Here is a 12,769-nt window from a genome sequence, read left to right as displayed (position 1 = left end):
GGAGCCGCCGCCGGCCGGCGCCGGGTCACCGGCCCACCGCGTACCCCTGCATCCCGCGGGGGTTCGCCGCCGCCGACAGCACGCCGGTCTCCGGGTCGCGGGCGACCGCGCACAGGCGGCCCTCGGACCAGGCCGGTCCGACGGTGACGTCGTGGCCGCGCCGCCGCAGCTCCTCGATCACCGCGGCGTCCGTGCGGGACTCCACGGTCACGCTGCCGGGACGGCGGCCGCGCGGGTAGAAGGAGCTGGGAAAGCTGTCGTTGTGCCAGTTCGGGGCATCGATGGCGCCCTGGAGGTCGAGTGCGCCGCGGATGGGCGCGCGCAGGGCGGCGGCGAGGAAGAAGTGCAGCTGCCACTGGTCCTGCTGGTCGCCGCCGGGCGTGCCGAACGCCAGGACCGGCACCCCGTCGCGCAGCGCGAGGGAAGGGGTGAGGGTGGTGCGCGGGCGGCGGCCCGGGGTGAGGGTGTTCGGCAGGCCCTCCTCCAGCCAGGCCATCTGCAGGCGGGTGCCCAGCGGGAAGCCCAGCTCGGGCACGACGGGGTTGGACTGGAGCCAGCCCCCGCTGGGCGTGGCCGCGATCATGTTGCCCCAGCGGTCGGCCACGTCCAGGTGGCAGGTGTCGCCCCGGGTGGTGCCGTCGACGGCGACGTGCGGCTCGCCGGGGATCTCGGCCACGGTCGGCTCCCCCGCGCCCATCGGGTCGAACCCGCGGCCGCCGGCCTCCACGCGCGCGTAGGCCTGTGCGGGCAGGCGCGGGGTGCGCCCGCCGGGGCTGCCGGGACGCAGCTCGTACGAGGCCTTCGCGCCGACGAGGGCGCGCCGCCCGGCGTTGTAGTCGTCCGACAGCAGCTCGGCGACCGGGACGTCGGCGGCGTCGCCGTACCAGGCCTCGCGGTCGGCCATGGCTAGCTTGCAGCCCTCGATCAGCAGGTGGACGTAGTCGGCGGAGCCGTAGGCGGGCAGCTCGGCCGGGAGCAGGGCGAGCTGCTGGAGCAGGGCGGGGCCCTGGCTCCAGGGGCCGGCCTTGCACACGGTCCAGCCGTTCCAGTCGTACGTCACCGGGGTCTCGTAGGCGGCCGACCAGCCGGCCAGGTCGGCCTCGGAGAGCGTGCCGGTGTGCCGTGCGCCGCTGGTGTCGAGGGTGGGCCGCCGGGACTGCCGCACCAGGGCCTCGGCGATGAAGCCGGAGCGCCACACCTCGCGCGCGGCGTCGATGCGGGCCTCCCGGTCGCCGGCACCGGCGGTCTCGGCGAGCAGCCGCTTCCAGGTGGCCGCGAGGACGGGGTTGCGCAGCAGCCGGCCGGGCCGGGGTGCGCTGCCGCCGGGCAGGTAGACCTCCGCCGACGACGTCCACTCCGTCTCGAACAGCTCCCGTACCGTCTCCACGGTCGCGCCGAGCTTCTCCACGGGCGCGTGCCCGTCCTCGGCGTATCCGACGGCGTACTTCAGGACGTCGTCGAGGGACTTCGTGCCGTGGTCGCGCAGGAGCAGCAGCCAGGCGTCGAAGGCTCCGGGCACGGCGGCCGCGAGGGGTCCGGTGCCGGGGACGAGATCGAGCCCGAGCCCCCGGTAGTGCGCGGCCGTGGCGCCCGCCGGCGCCACGCCCTGCCCGCACAGCACGCGCACCTCACCGCCCGCGGGGGCCAGCAGGATCGGTACCTCGCCGGCGGGCCCGTTCAGGTGCGGCTCCACCACGTGCAGCACGAACGCGCCGGCGACGGCGGCGTCGAAGGCGTTGCCACCGTCCTCCAGGACCGCCATCGCCGACTGCGAGGCGAGCCAGTGGGTGGAGGAGACCATGCCGAAGGTCCCCTGGAGAGTCGGCCGGGTGGTGAACTGCATCTCTCACCTCGCTGTCGGCGTTCGGATCGTCCGATCAGCGAGCAGGCTATCGAGCGCGGGCCGAGGTGATCGGACCCGCGCACTCCCGCACCGCCGCCGTGGGCCGTCCTGCCGTGCGTCGCCCCGGCCCGGGCGGCGGATCCGGTGGAGCGCGCGGCCGGCACGGACTCCTCGGGCGCTTATCGAGCCGATCGGCCGCGAGGTCGAACTGATGCGTGCGGCCGGCCTCTCACCGCTCGACGCGATCCGCACCGCGACGACCGGCGCCGCGCGTCTGCTCGGGCTGGACGGCACGGCGGGCCGCCTGACCCGCGGCCACGCGGGCGATGTCCTGGTCGTCTCCGGCGATCCCCTCGCCGACGTCACGGTCCTGAAGTCCCCCAGCCGTGTGGTGCGTTCCGGCGTCGCCGTCGCGCTCTGACGGGTCCGCTCCCGACCGCTCGGCCTCTTCCCGAAGGAGAACAGGTATGACTCCCCCGCCCCTGTCCCGCCGTGGTGTCCTCGCGGGCGCCGCCTCGCTCGGCGCGGCACTCACCCCGGCAACCGCGCAGGCCGCCGGGCACCACGGCGAGCCCGCGGCACACCGTCCGAAGAAGGCGGTGGTCTTCCGCGACGTACGCCCCTTCGGTGCCCCGGACCCCGTGGATCTCACCGTCGTCGACGGCCTCGTCACGGACGGCCCGGCGCCGAAGGGCGCGAAGACCGTCGACGGCGGCGGACGCATCGCGCTCCCGGCGCTCGTCGACGCCCACATACACCCCGACAAGACGAGCTGGGGCGGCAGCTGGGTGACGCGCAGGCCCGCGAGCACCATCGCGGACTTCTGCGAGCAGGACGTGGAACTGTTCCGTTCGCAAAAGCGCCCGGTCGGCGAGCGCGCCTACGGCCTGATGGCACACGCCGTGACCCGCGGCACCCGGGCCATGCGAGCGCACGCGGACGTGGCGCCGGCGTACGGCCTCGCAGGCGTCGAGGGCATCGCCGAGGCCAGGGAACGCCTCGCGGACGCGCTCGACGTGCAGATCGTCGCTTTCCCCCAGCACGGCGTGGTCCGCACCCCCGGAACGGCCGAACTCCTGAAGGAGGCCGCGCGCGGCGGCCTCGTCGACATGATCGGCGGCATCGACCCGATCAGCTTCGACCACGCGCTCGACGAACAGCTCGACCTCGTCTTCGACCTCGCCGACCGCTACGGCGTCGGCGTCGACATCCACCTCCACGACCGGGACGAGAAAGGCACCAGGGTGCTGCGCGGCATCATCGAGCGCACCCGGGCGCTGTCGCTGCGCGGCAAGGTGACGGTGAGCCACGTGTTCTGTCTGCCGTTCCTGCCCGAGGCCGCACTGGACACGATGGCGGAAGACCTGGCCGACCTGGACATCGCACTGACGACGGTCGCCCCGAACGAGTCCCTGGTGCTGCCGATCACGAGACTCCGGCAGCACGGGGTGCGTGTCGGCCTCGGTTCGGACGGTGTGCGCGATGCGTGGAGCCCGTTCGGGGACGCCGACATGCTGCACCGGGCGCACATCCTCGGCTGGGTCACGGACGTCCGTCTCGACGACGAGCTGACCTCCTGCTACACCGTGGGCGCGCACGGCGGCGCCGATGTGATGGGCCTGCCTCGGGCCGACCTCACGCCGGGCTCGCCGGCGGACTTCGTCCTCGTACGCGCAGAGTGCGTGCCGCAGGTCGTGGTCGACATGCCGCAGCGCGACATGGTGGTCCACGGGGGACAGGTGGTCGCCCGCAACGGCGAGTTGGTGTAGCGCGCCGGGACGGGGGCGCGCGGCAGGCGGGAGCGCCGGGTTGCCACGGACGAGGGGCCGGGAACACCCCGGTCCCGCCCCGCGTTGGTCTCCTACGGCAGAACGGAGGCCCAGGCAGTGCACGGTGAGTACAAGGTGCCCGGTGGCAAGCTGGTCGTCGTGGACGTGGACGCCGAGGACGGCGTGCTGCGGCAGGTGCGCGTGGCGGGCGACTTCTTCCTGGAGCCGGACGAGGCGCTGGACGCGGTGAACCGCGCGCTGGAGGGTGCCCCCGCGGACACCGACGCGGCGGGGCTGGCCGCGCGGATCGACGCGGCGCTGCCCGCCGGGACCGTGATGTACGGCCTGACCTCGGAGGGCGTGGGGATCGCGGTGCGCCGGGCGCTGGCCCACGCCACGGACTGGACGGACTACGACTGGCAGCTGATCCACGAGGGTCCGCAGCCGCCCGCCCTGCACATGGCGCTGGACGAGGTCCTGACCGCGGAGGTGGCCGCGGGCCGGCGGCCGCCGACGCTGCGGATATGGGAGTGGGGCGCCCCGTCGGTGATCATCGGCAGCTTCCAGTCGCTGCGCAACGAGGTGGACCCGGAGGGCGCCGCGCGGCACGGCATCGAGGTGGTCCGGCGGATCTCCGGCGGCGGCGCGATGTTCGTGGAGCCCGGCAACACGATCACCTACTCGCTGTCGGTGCCCGAGTCCCTGGTGCAGGGCCTGTCGTTCCAGGACAGCTACGCCTATCTCGACGACTGGGTGCTCGGCGCCCTCGGCGACATGGGCATCCGGGCCTGGTACCAGCCGCTGAACGACATCGCGACCGACCAGGGCAAGATCGCGGGGGCGGCGCAGAAGCGGATCGTCGGCCCCGGCGGCGGACCGGGCGCCGTGCTGCACCACGTGACGATGTCGTACGACATCGACGCCGACAAGATGGTCGAGGTGCTGCGGATCGGGCGGGAGAAGCTGTCCGACAAGGGCACGAGAAGCGCGAAGAAGCGGGTCGATCCGCTGCGGCGGCAGACGGGACTGCCGCGCGAGGCGGTCATCGGCCGGATGATCGACTCGTTCCGCGCGCGCTACGGCCTGGTGGACGGCAAGGTCACCGACGGGGAACTGGCCCGGGCGCGGGAGCTGGCCCGCACCAAGTTCACGTCCCCGGAGTGGACGGCGAGAGTGCCGTAGGCCCGGGCGGCGGTCCTGGCCCGGGCGGCGACGGGCGGAGGGATCGTCGGCGGGCGCGAGGACTCGTCGGCGGGCGGACGGCTCGTCGGCGGGCGGACGGAAGGTCCACTCCCGCCCCGGTGAAGCCGGCACCCGCCGTCGACGCGAGGCGCATAACGGGCAGAGCGGCACGTCGTGCACGCGCTGCCGTGACCGGCCGGGCACGCAGCGAGTTTTCCCTTCCGCCCCACAGGCAGTCATGTGACACTGTCGTCCCCGTCCACCATGCGGACCCCCCTTCCGCACCCTCCCCCACGAGAAGTGCGCCGTGCGTTCTCTGCCTCTGCCGCTCGCCCTCACCGCGCGTCTGTCGCCGGTCGCGGTCCTCGCCTGCGCCGGGTGGGCGCTGACGTCCGGTCCGGCCGCGCCGCCCGCCGCCGCGCACCGGCCGGCGGCCCAGCAGGCGCCCGCCGAGTCCTCCTCCGCCCCGTCGTCCACCGCGGCGTCGAAGACGTACGACACCGCGCCCGCACCCTGCTCCAGCGTGCCCGTGGCCACCGTCACCGCGCTGGTGCCCGGGGCGAAGACGGCGGGCAAGGAGATCCCGTCGACGGACACCGCGCTGCGCCGCACGTGTTCCTGGAACGCGCTCAAGGGCTACGACTACCGCTGGCTCGACGTGTCCTTCGAGATCAGCGAGTCGGACCAGGAGGCGAAGCAGGAGTACCAGCAGCGGGTCGGCGAGAAGAGCGGCGGCGGGGCCGTTCCGGGGCTCGGGGACTCCGCCTACTCCGTCGTGAACCTCACCACCGAGGACAAGCAGCAGACCCGCGAGGGCGTGGTGCTGGCCCGGGTCTCCAACGCCCTGGTGATCGTCACCTACAACGGCAGCGACTTCGAGTCGAAGAAGGCCCCCGGCACCGACGAGATCAACAAGGGAGCCATCAAGGCGGCGAAGGCCGCGGTGGCCGCCCTGGCGGGCGGCCGGGGCTGAGCCCGTCCGCCGGGACGACGAGGCCGGCCCGCGGGCCGAGTTCGACCCGGTCGCCGTTTACGCGGACGGACCCGGCGGCCCGGCACCGGAACCTGGTCGCTCCGGGCCGCGGCGGGGCGCACCCCGTTCACGGTGGTACGCCCCGCCCAGGGCAGCGGCCGGTCGGTCGGTCAGACCGCGCGTCGGCCCCGGCCCGTGCTGAACATCAGGGCGAGGTACAGCACCAGGGAGGTGCCTAGGCCCACCGCCCAGCCGTAGTCGGCCAGCGGGGACAGGGCGGGGAGGGGGCGGCCGTCGATCAGCGGCTTGAAGTCCGCGCCGCCGATCGCGAGGACACCGCCCGTCAGGAAGGCGACGACCGCCCGCCAGTTCCAGCCGGCCGCGTACCAGTAGCGGCCGCCCCTGCGGTACAGGTCGGCGAGGTCGAGGCGGGTGCGGCGCAGCAGCCAGTAATCGGCGACGAGGATGCCCGCGACCGTGCCGAGCAGGCCGCCCACCAGGCCGAGCCAGGTGAAGATGTAGCCCTGCGGGTCGGAGTACAGCTTCCACGGGAAGATGACCACGGCGAGGACGGCGGTGATGAGCGCACCGGTGCGGAAACTCACCTTCCGGGGCGCGACGTTGGAGAAGTCGAAGGCCGGGGAGACCAGATTGGCCGCGATGTTCACGGACAGGGTGGCCACCAGCACGGTCACCAGGGCGTAGAGCAGCCCGACCACGTTGTCCGTCTTGGCGGCGAGCTGGACCGGGTCCCAGACCGGCTTGCCGTACACCGCCTGCGAACCGGAGGTGACCAGGACGGAGAGGAACGCGAAGAGGGTCATCGTGGTGGGCAGGCCCAGGGCCTGGCCCCAGGTCTGCGCCTTCTGGCTCTTTCCGTAGCGGGTGAAGTCGGGGATGTTCAGCGACAGCGTGGACCAGAAGCCGATCATGCCCATGAGGGAGGGCCAGAACAGCTTCCAGAAGTCGCCGTCCCAGCCGAGCGTCGACGGCTGGTCGAAGAGCGGGCCCAGTCCGCCGGCCTTGCTGCTCATCCACCACAGCATCACCAGCGCGCCGACGATCACGAACGGCGCCGCCCAGTTCTCGAAGCGGCGGATGGTCTCCATGCCCCGGTAGATGATGGCGACCTGGATGGCCCAGAAGATGGCGAAGGACAGCCACATGGTCCAGGCGTGGCCGCCGATGTGCGAGGCGTCGGACCAGCTGTCGCCGATCAGCTTGCCGGCGAGGAAGTAGATGGCCTCGCCGCCGATCCAGGTCTGGATGCCGAACCAGCCACAGGCCACCAACGCCCGTACGACGGCGGGAAGGTTGGCGCCGCGCACGCCGAAGGAGGCGCGGGCGAAGACCGGGAAGGGGATGCCGTACTTGGGCCCGGCGTGCCCGGTCAGCAGCATCGGCACCAGCACGACGAGGTTGGCGAGGGCGATGGTGAACACGGCCTGCTTCCAGTCCATGCCCACCGCGATCAGCCCGGAGGCGAGTGTCCAGGAGGCGGTGTTGTGGGCCATGCCGACCCACAGGGCCGAGAAGTTGTACGTCGTCCACGTGCGCTTCGCCGTGGGGACCGGGAGCAGGTCCTCGTTGGCGTAGGGGCCGCTGGGCGGCGGCGCGCCGGGGGCGAGTTCCACGCGCCCGTCGGGGAGGGTGACTTGGCCGGACGTCGGTATGGCCGTGGGAGCGGTGTCGGTCATGGGCTGGCCAATCGGGGAGAGAGGGGTCGGGAAAGGCCGTGCGGGCACCAGCCCCCTCCCCGGGACGGCGGGGAGGGGAGACCAAGAGGGGCGTGGGGGGACTCGGAGCGGGAAGGGGGGTCAGGCGTTGACCGCGGGGATGACCTGGCGGCCGTAGGCGTCGATCGTGGCCTCCTGTGCGTCGTGCATGTCGTACACCGCGAACTGGTCGACGCCCAGCGCGCGGAGCGCGTGCAGTTTCTCGATGTGCTTCTCGGCGGGGCCGACGAGGCAGAACCGGTCCACGATCTCGTCGGGCACGAACCGGGTGTCGGGGTTGTCGCTGCGGCCGTGGTGTGAGTAGTCGTAGCCCTGCCGCGCCTTGATGTAGTCGGTGAGTTCCTCGGGGACCTGGGAGGAGTGTTCGCCGTACTTGGCGACCAGGTCGGCGACGTGGTTGCCGACCATGCCGCCGAACCAGCGGCACTGCTCGCGGGCGTGGGCGAGGGCCTCGGGCGAGTCGTCCTCGGTGACGTACGCGGGGGCGGCCACGCAGATCGTGATCTCGGACGGGTCGCGGCCGGCGGCGACGGCCGCGTCCTTGACGGCCTTCACCATGTACTCGGTCAGGTACAGGTCGGCCAGCTGGAGGATGAAGCCGTCGGCCTCCTCGCCGGTCATCTTCAGCGCCTTCGGGCCGTACGCGGCCATCCAGACGGGAAGCGCGGCGCCCTCCTTGATCCACGGGAACCGGATCTTCGTGCCGCCGAGGTCGGCCTCCCCGCCGCTGCCGAGGGCGCGGATGACCTTCATGGCCTCGCTGATCCGGGCGAGGGTGTTGGGTTTGCGGCCGGCCACGCGCATCGCGGAGTCGCCGCGGCCGATGCCGCAGACGGTGCGGTTGCCGAACATGTCGTTGAGGGTGGCGAAGGTGGAGGCGGTGACCTCCCAGGTGCGGGTGCCCGGGTTGGTGACCATCGGGCCGACCGTCAGCTTCTGGGTGTTCGCCAGGATCTGGCTGTAGATCACGAACGGCTCCTGCCAGAGCACGGCGGAGTCGAAGGTCCAGCCGTAGGTGAAGCCGTTGCGCTCGGCCCGCTTCATCAGGCTGATGACACGGGAGGCGGGCGGATCGGTCTGCAGGACGAGTCCGAAGTCCATGGGCGCCACTCCTAGTTGAGGTACTGACAGGTGGAGCGCGGGGTGTAGACGCCGTGGCCGGCGCGTCCGGTGTACTCCCGCTGGTCGATGACGGGCTCGCCGCGCGAGAGCACGGTCTCGACCCGGCCGGTGACGCGCTTGCCCTCGTAGGCCGAGTAGTCGACGTTCATGTGGTGCGTCTCGGCGGAGATCACCTGCTCGGCGTGCGGGTCGTAGATGACGATGTCCGCGTCGGCGCCCGGGGTGATGGTGCCCTTCTTCGGGTACAGGCCGAACATGCGGGCCGGGGTGGCGCAGGCGATCTCGATCCAGCGGCGCCGCGAGATGTGCCCGTCCACGACCGCCTGGTGGAGCAGGTCCATGCGGTTCTCCACGCCCGGCAGACCGTTGGGGATCTTGGAGAAGTCGCCGCGGCCCAGTTCCTTCTGGCCGGTGAAGCAGAAGGGGCAGTGGTCGGTGGAGACGACCTGGAGGTCGTTCGTGCGCAGGCCCTTCCACAGGGCGGCCTGGTGCTCCTTCGGCCTGAGGGGCGTGCTGCACACGTACTTGGCGCCCTGGAAGTCGGGCTCGGCGAGGTTGTCGGTGGACAGGAACAGGTACTGCGGGCAGGTCTCGCCGAAGACGGGCAGTCCGTCGTCACGGGCCCGCGTCAGCTCGGCCACGGCTTCCGCGGCAGAGACGTGCACGACGTACAGGGGGGCGCCCGCGACCTGGGCGAGCCGGATGGCCCGGTGGGTGGCCTCGGCCTCGAGCAGGGCCTTGCGGACCTCGCCGTGGTAGCGGGGGTCGGTCTCGCCGCGGGCCAGCGCCTGCTCGACCAGGACGTCGATCGCGATGCCGTTCTCGGCGTGCATCATGATCAGGCCGCCGTTCTCGGCGGAGCGCTGCATGGCGCGCAGGATCTGGCCGTCGTCGCTGTAGAAGACGCCCGGGTAGGCCATGAACTGCTTGAACGAGGTGACGCCCTCCTCGATCAGCAGGTCCATCTCCTTCAGCGTCTCCTGGTTCACATCGGAGACGATCATGTGGAAGCCGTAGTCGATCGCGCAGTTGCCCTCGGCCTTGCCGTGCCAGGCGTCCAGACCTTCGCGCAGGGTGTGGCCGACGCTCTGCACCGCGAAGTCGACGATCGTCGTCGTACCGCCCCAGGCGGCCGCGCGGGTGCCGGTCTCGAAGGTGTCGGAGGCGAAGGTGCCGCCGAACGGCAGCTCCATGTGGGTGTGGGCGTCGACGCCGCCCGGGATCACGTACTTCCCGGTGGCGTCGATGACCCTCCCCCACCCTCCGGACGGGGGTCCCCCCGTCTCGCTCAGCTCGGCGGTGAACGCCTCGGCCGCGGGCGTGCCGGAGGCGGCGAGGGCGGCGATGCGGCCGTCCTCGATCAGGACGTCGGCGTGGATCTCGTCGGACGCGGTGATGACGAGACCGCCGCGGATGACAGTACGGCCGGTCATGGGTTCACTCCCTCGTTGGTCATGTGCGGGTCCGTCCGATGTGGCTGGTCGCGCCCGCGCGGCGGCAGCCGCGTGCCGAGCACGGCCCCGCGCCCCTTCGGGCGCTTACGGCGCCGTCAACGGCTCGTACGCCCCCGGCGCCCGGTCGCGGTAGAACTGCCAGCGGTCGCGGACCTCGCGGAGCTTGGCCAGGTCGAGGTCGCGGACGACGAGTTCGGTCTCCTTGTCGCTCGCCACCTCCCCGACGAACTGGGCCTCCGGGTCCACGAAGTAGGTGGTGCCGTAGAAGTCGTTGTCGCCCAGGTCCTCCACGCCGACCCGGTTGATCGCGCCGACGAAGTACTCGTTGGCCACGGCCGCCGCCGGCTGCTCCAGCTGCCACAGATAGCGGGACAGGCCGCGCGAGGTGGCCGAGGGGTTGAAGACGATCTCGGCACCGGCGAGGCCGAGCGCCCGCCAGCCTTCGGGGAAGTGGCGGTCGTAGCAGATGTAGACGCCGATCCTGCCCACGGCCGTGTCGAAGACGGGCCAGCCGCTGTTGCCCGGGCGGAAGTAGAACTTCTCCCAGAATCCCTGCACTTGCGGAATGTGGGTCTTGCGGTACTTGCCGAGGTAGGAGCCGTCCGCGTCGATCACGGCGGCGGTGTTGTACAGGACGCCCGGCTGCTCCTCCTCGTACATCGGCAGGACCAGGACGATGCCCAGCTCGCGGGCGAGGGCCTGGAAGCGCTGGACGGTCGGGCCCTCGGGGATCCGCTCGGCGTACTCGTAGAACGCCTTGTCCTGGACCTGGCAGAAGTACGGGCCGTAGAACAGCTCCTGGAAGCAGAGGACTTGGGCACCCTGAGCGGCGGCGTCGCGGGCCGCCTGCTCGTGCACCTGGATCATGGATTCCTTGTCGCCGGTCCAGGCGGTCTGGAAGAGGGCGGCACGGATCACTCGGCTCATCGGGACCTCCGGTCGCTCGGTGTGCCGTGAGCCTAGAAAGCCCGCCGGGGCCGTTTGAGTGGCAGCGTGTCACGTCTGCGGGCCGTGGGCGTGTCACCGTGTCACGTGTGCGTGGGCCCATGTTTCACCGCCGTTTTCCCAGGTCGTCGCATGTTTCAGCCCTGTTGCGCGTCGTGCGCGAGGAGCGCGATGTGCACGGAGGCCGCCTGTTCGAAGTCGTCCAGGTCGACACCGAGGCGGGCCTGTATGGCCTCCAGGCGGCGGTAGAGGGCGGGCCGGGAGACATGGTGGAGCTGGGCGGTGCGGGACTTGTTGCGTCCGGTCGCGAGATACGTGCGCAGGACGTTCAGCAGCTCGGGTTCGGCCTCGCACAGCAGCCCGTCCAGCTCCCGCTCGGCGAAGGACTGCACGTGCGGGTCGTCGCGCAGCAGCCGGACCAGCCCGCGCAGGTGGACGTCCCTGAGCCGTACGACGGCCGGCAGGTCGAGGGCGGCGGAGGAGTCGGCGACGGCGTCGGCGACATGCCGGGCCTCGCGCAGCCCGGCGGGCACGTCGTCCCAGGCGGTACGCGGATCGGCGGCGGCGACCACCGTGGCCGGCGCCCCGGTCTCGGTGCGCAGCCGGGCCGCGAAGTGCGCGGTCAGCGCCTCGGCGTGCTGGTCGCGGGGGAGGCTGAGCAGGACGGCGGTGGCTTCGCCGGACAGCTCCGCCACCAGCCCGGGCAGCCCCAGCATCCGCAGGACGCGGCCGAGCCGGACCGGATCCGCGCCGGGCACGACGAGCGGGACGAAGGTCCGCCGGTTGACCGGCAGCCCGGCGGCCCGTGCCCGCGGCAGCAGCTGCCGGGCCGGTACGACACCGGAGACCAGGTCGGTCAGCAGGCTCTGCGCGGACTGTTCCTCCCAGGTGTGCGCGGAGCCGCCGCCGAGCATGCGGTGCAGGACCAGCGCCTCGGCGGCCCGGTCGGCGAGCAGCCGCCCGGTGGCCACGTCCCCCCGGTAGCCGCACAGCAGCAGCCGGCCCCACCGCTCCCCGCGCCCGCCCAGCTCGGCGTGGATCCAGCCCTCGCCCGCGCTTGCGCCGGCCTGCCGGGCGATCCGCTCCCAGTCGCGCAGTACGTCGTCCACCGCGGGCCGCTCCCCCGCGGTGGCGAGGACGCGGTGGGCGAGGTTGGTGACGACGACCGGGCAGCCGCTGTGCTGGGCGATTTCGTCCAGCAGCCGCTGCAGCGGGGCACCGGCCGTGATCAGCCCGGTGAGGGCGGTCCGTACGGTCTCGGACAGGCTGACGGCGGCGAACTTCCGCCGCACCAGCCGGCACTGCACCTCCTCCGTCAGCTCGGCGAAGGGGAAGGGCCGGTGCAGGACGACCATGGGCAGCCCGCACCGCTCGGCGGCCCGCCGCATCACCTCGGGCGGCGCGGGGAAGGCCCGCCCGAGGCCGAGCACGACGGCCGCGGCCTCGGCCCGGTGCAGGGACTGGATGTACTCGGCCTGCTTGGCCTCGTCCCCGGCGAGGAGCACTCCGGTGGTGAGCACCATCTCGCCGCCGCTGAGCATCACGCCGACGTCGGCGGCCTCGGCGACGTGCACCCAGCGCACCGGCCGGTCCAGCTGTCCGGCCCCGGCCACCACCTCGGGCTCCCCGGCCAGCACCCGCTCCAGGGTGAGCACCTGCCGCACCGAGAGGACGGGCTCCGGCGGCTGCCGGGCGGGGTAGCGGATGTCGGAGTCGGATGCCATGGCCGTATCCCTCACTCGGAC

The 12,769-nt window shown here is 72.5% G+C and carries 9 protein-coding genes and 1 pseudogene; 4 read left to right on the top strand and 6 right to left on the bottom strand.

What is annotated here, in order from left to right; genetic code table 11:
- Positions 1 to 25: 25 nt before the first annotated feature.
- Positions 26 to 1,843 carry a gamma-glutamyltransferase family protein gene (locus ACZ5CW_RS16455; protein WP_468601724.1) on the bottom strand — a complete coding sequence of 606 codons (1,818 nt, stop codon included), beginning with the start codon at positions 1,841 to 1,843 and terminating at the stop codon, positions 26 to 28.
- Between the two features lie 144 nt (positions 1,844 to 1,987).
- Here ACZ5CW_RS16455 and ACZ5CW_RS16450 point away from each other — a divergent pair.
- The 4 genes and pseudogenes from ACZ5CW_RS16450 to ACZ5CW_RS16435 form a co-directional block, all read left to right on the top strand.
- Positions 1,988 to 2,264: pseudogene (locus ACZ5CW_RS16450) on the top strand (amidohydrolase family protein); the annotation flags it as partial.
- Positions 2,265 to 2,310: 46 nt separating this feature from the next.
- On the top strand, positions 2,311 to 3,612 hold the full coding sequence (locus ACZ5CW_RS16445; protein WP_468601722.1) for an amidohydrolase: 1,302 nt from the start codon (positions 2,311 to 2,313) through the stop codon (positions 3,610 to 3,612).
- Between the two features lie 117 nt (positions 3,613 to 3,729).
- The gene (locus ACZ5CW_RS16440) at positions 3,730 to 4,794 is read left to right on the top strand and encodes a lipoate--protein ligase family protein (protein ID WP_468601720.1); all 1,065 of its coding nucleotides are present in this window, start codon (positions 3,730 to 3,732) and stop codon (positions 4,792 to 4,794) included.
- Between the two features lie 307 nt (positions 4,795 to 5,101).
- Positions 5,102 to 5,767 carry a hypothetical protein gene (locus tag ACZ5CW_RS16435; protein WP_468601718.1) on the top strand — a complete coding sequence of 222 codons (666 nt, stop codon included), beginning with the start codon at positions 5,102 to 5,104 and terminating at the stop codon, positions 5,765 to 5,767.
- Positions 5,768 to 5,937: 170 nt separating this feature from the next.
- Here the strand turns inward: ACZ5CW_RS16435 and ACZ5CW_RS16430 are convergent, their stop codons facing one another.
- The 5 genes from ACZ5CW_RS16430 to ACZ5CW_RS16410 form a co-directional block, all read right to left on the bottom strand.
- Positions 5,938 to 7,464: an NCS1 family nucleobase:cation symporter-1 gene (locus tag ACZ5CW_RS16430; RefSeq protein ID WP_468601716.1), complete on the bottom strand. Its 1,527-nt coding sequence runs from the start codon at positions 7,462 to 7,464 to the stop codon at positions 5,938 to 5,940.
- Positions 7,465 to 7,584: 120 nt separating this feature from the next.
- Entirely contained in the window at positions 7,585 to 8,604 is a 1,020-nt protein-coding gene (locus ACZ5CW_RS16425) for a TIGR03842 family LLM class F420-dependent oxidoreductase (RefSeq protein ID WP_468601714.1), read from the bottom strand.
- An 11-nt stretch (positions 8,605 to 8,615) separates the two neighbouring features.
- A complete protein-coding gene (hydA, locus tag ACZ5CW_RS16420) occupies positions 8,616 to 10,058 on the bottom strand; it encodes a dihydropyrimidinase (RefSeq protein WP_468601712.1) in 1,443 nt (480 codons plus the stop codon).
- A 105-nt stretch (positions 10,059 to 10,163) separates the two neighbouring features.
- A complete protein-coding gene (locus tag ACZ5CW_RS16415; protein ID WP_468601710.1) occupies positions 10,164 to 11,006 on the bottom strand; it encodes a nitrilase-related carbon-nitrogen hydrolase in 843 nt (280 codons plus the stop codon).
- 155 nt (positions 11,007 to 11,161) lie between these two features.
- A complete protein-coding gene (locus ACZ5CW_RS16410) occupies positions 11,162 to 12,748 on the bottom strand; it encodes a PucR family transcriptional regulator (RefSeq protein WP_468601708.1) in 1,587 nt (528 codons plus the stop codon).
- Between the last annotated feature and the right edge of the window lie 21 nt (positions 12,749 to 12,769).

It is taken from the genome of Streptomyces sp. NPDC031379 (assembly GCF_055569615.1).
This window is presented reverse-complemented; position numbering and strand designations above follow the sequence as displayed.

What these genes read in the sequence shown, in the direction of transcription:
- ACZ5CW_RS16445 (WP_468601722.1), top strand. Translation starts at nt 2,311, where the DNA reads ATGACTCCCCCGCCCCTGTCCCGCCGTGGTGTCCTCGCGGGCGCCGCC.
- ACZ5CW_RS16425 (WP_468601714.1), bottom strand. Translation starts at nt 8,604, where the DNA reads ATGGACTTCGGACTCGTCCTGCAGACCGATCCGCCCGCCTCCCGTGTC.
- ACZ5CW_RS16430 (WP_468601716.1), bottom strand. Translation starts at nt 7,464, where the DNA reads ATGACCGACACCGCTCCCACGGCCATACCGACGTCCGGCCAAGTCACC.
- ACZ5CW_RS16410 (WP_468601708.1), bottom strand. Translation starts at nt 12,748, where the DNA reads ATGGCATCCGACTCCGACATCCGCTACCCCGCCCGGCAGCCGCCGGAG.
- ACZ5CW_RS16415 (WP_468601710.1), bottom strand. Translation starts at nt 11,006, where the DNA reads ATGAGCCGAGTGATCCGTGCCGCCCTCTTCCAGACCGCCTGGACCGGC.
- ACZ5CW_RS16455 (WP_468601724.1), bottom strand. Translation starts at nt 1,843, where the DNA reads ATGCAGTTCACCACCCGGCCGACTCTCCAGGGGACCTTCGGCATGGTC.
- hydA (WP_468601712.1), bottom strand. Translation starts at nt 10,058, where the DNA reads ATGACCGGCCGTACTGTCATCCGCGGCGGTCTCGTCATCACCGCGTCC.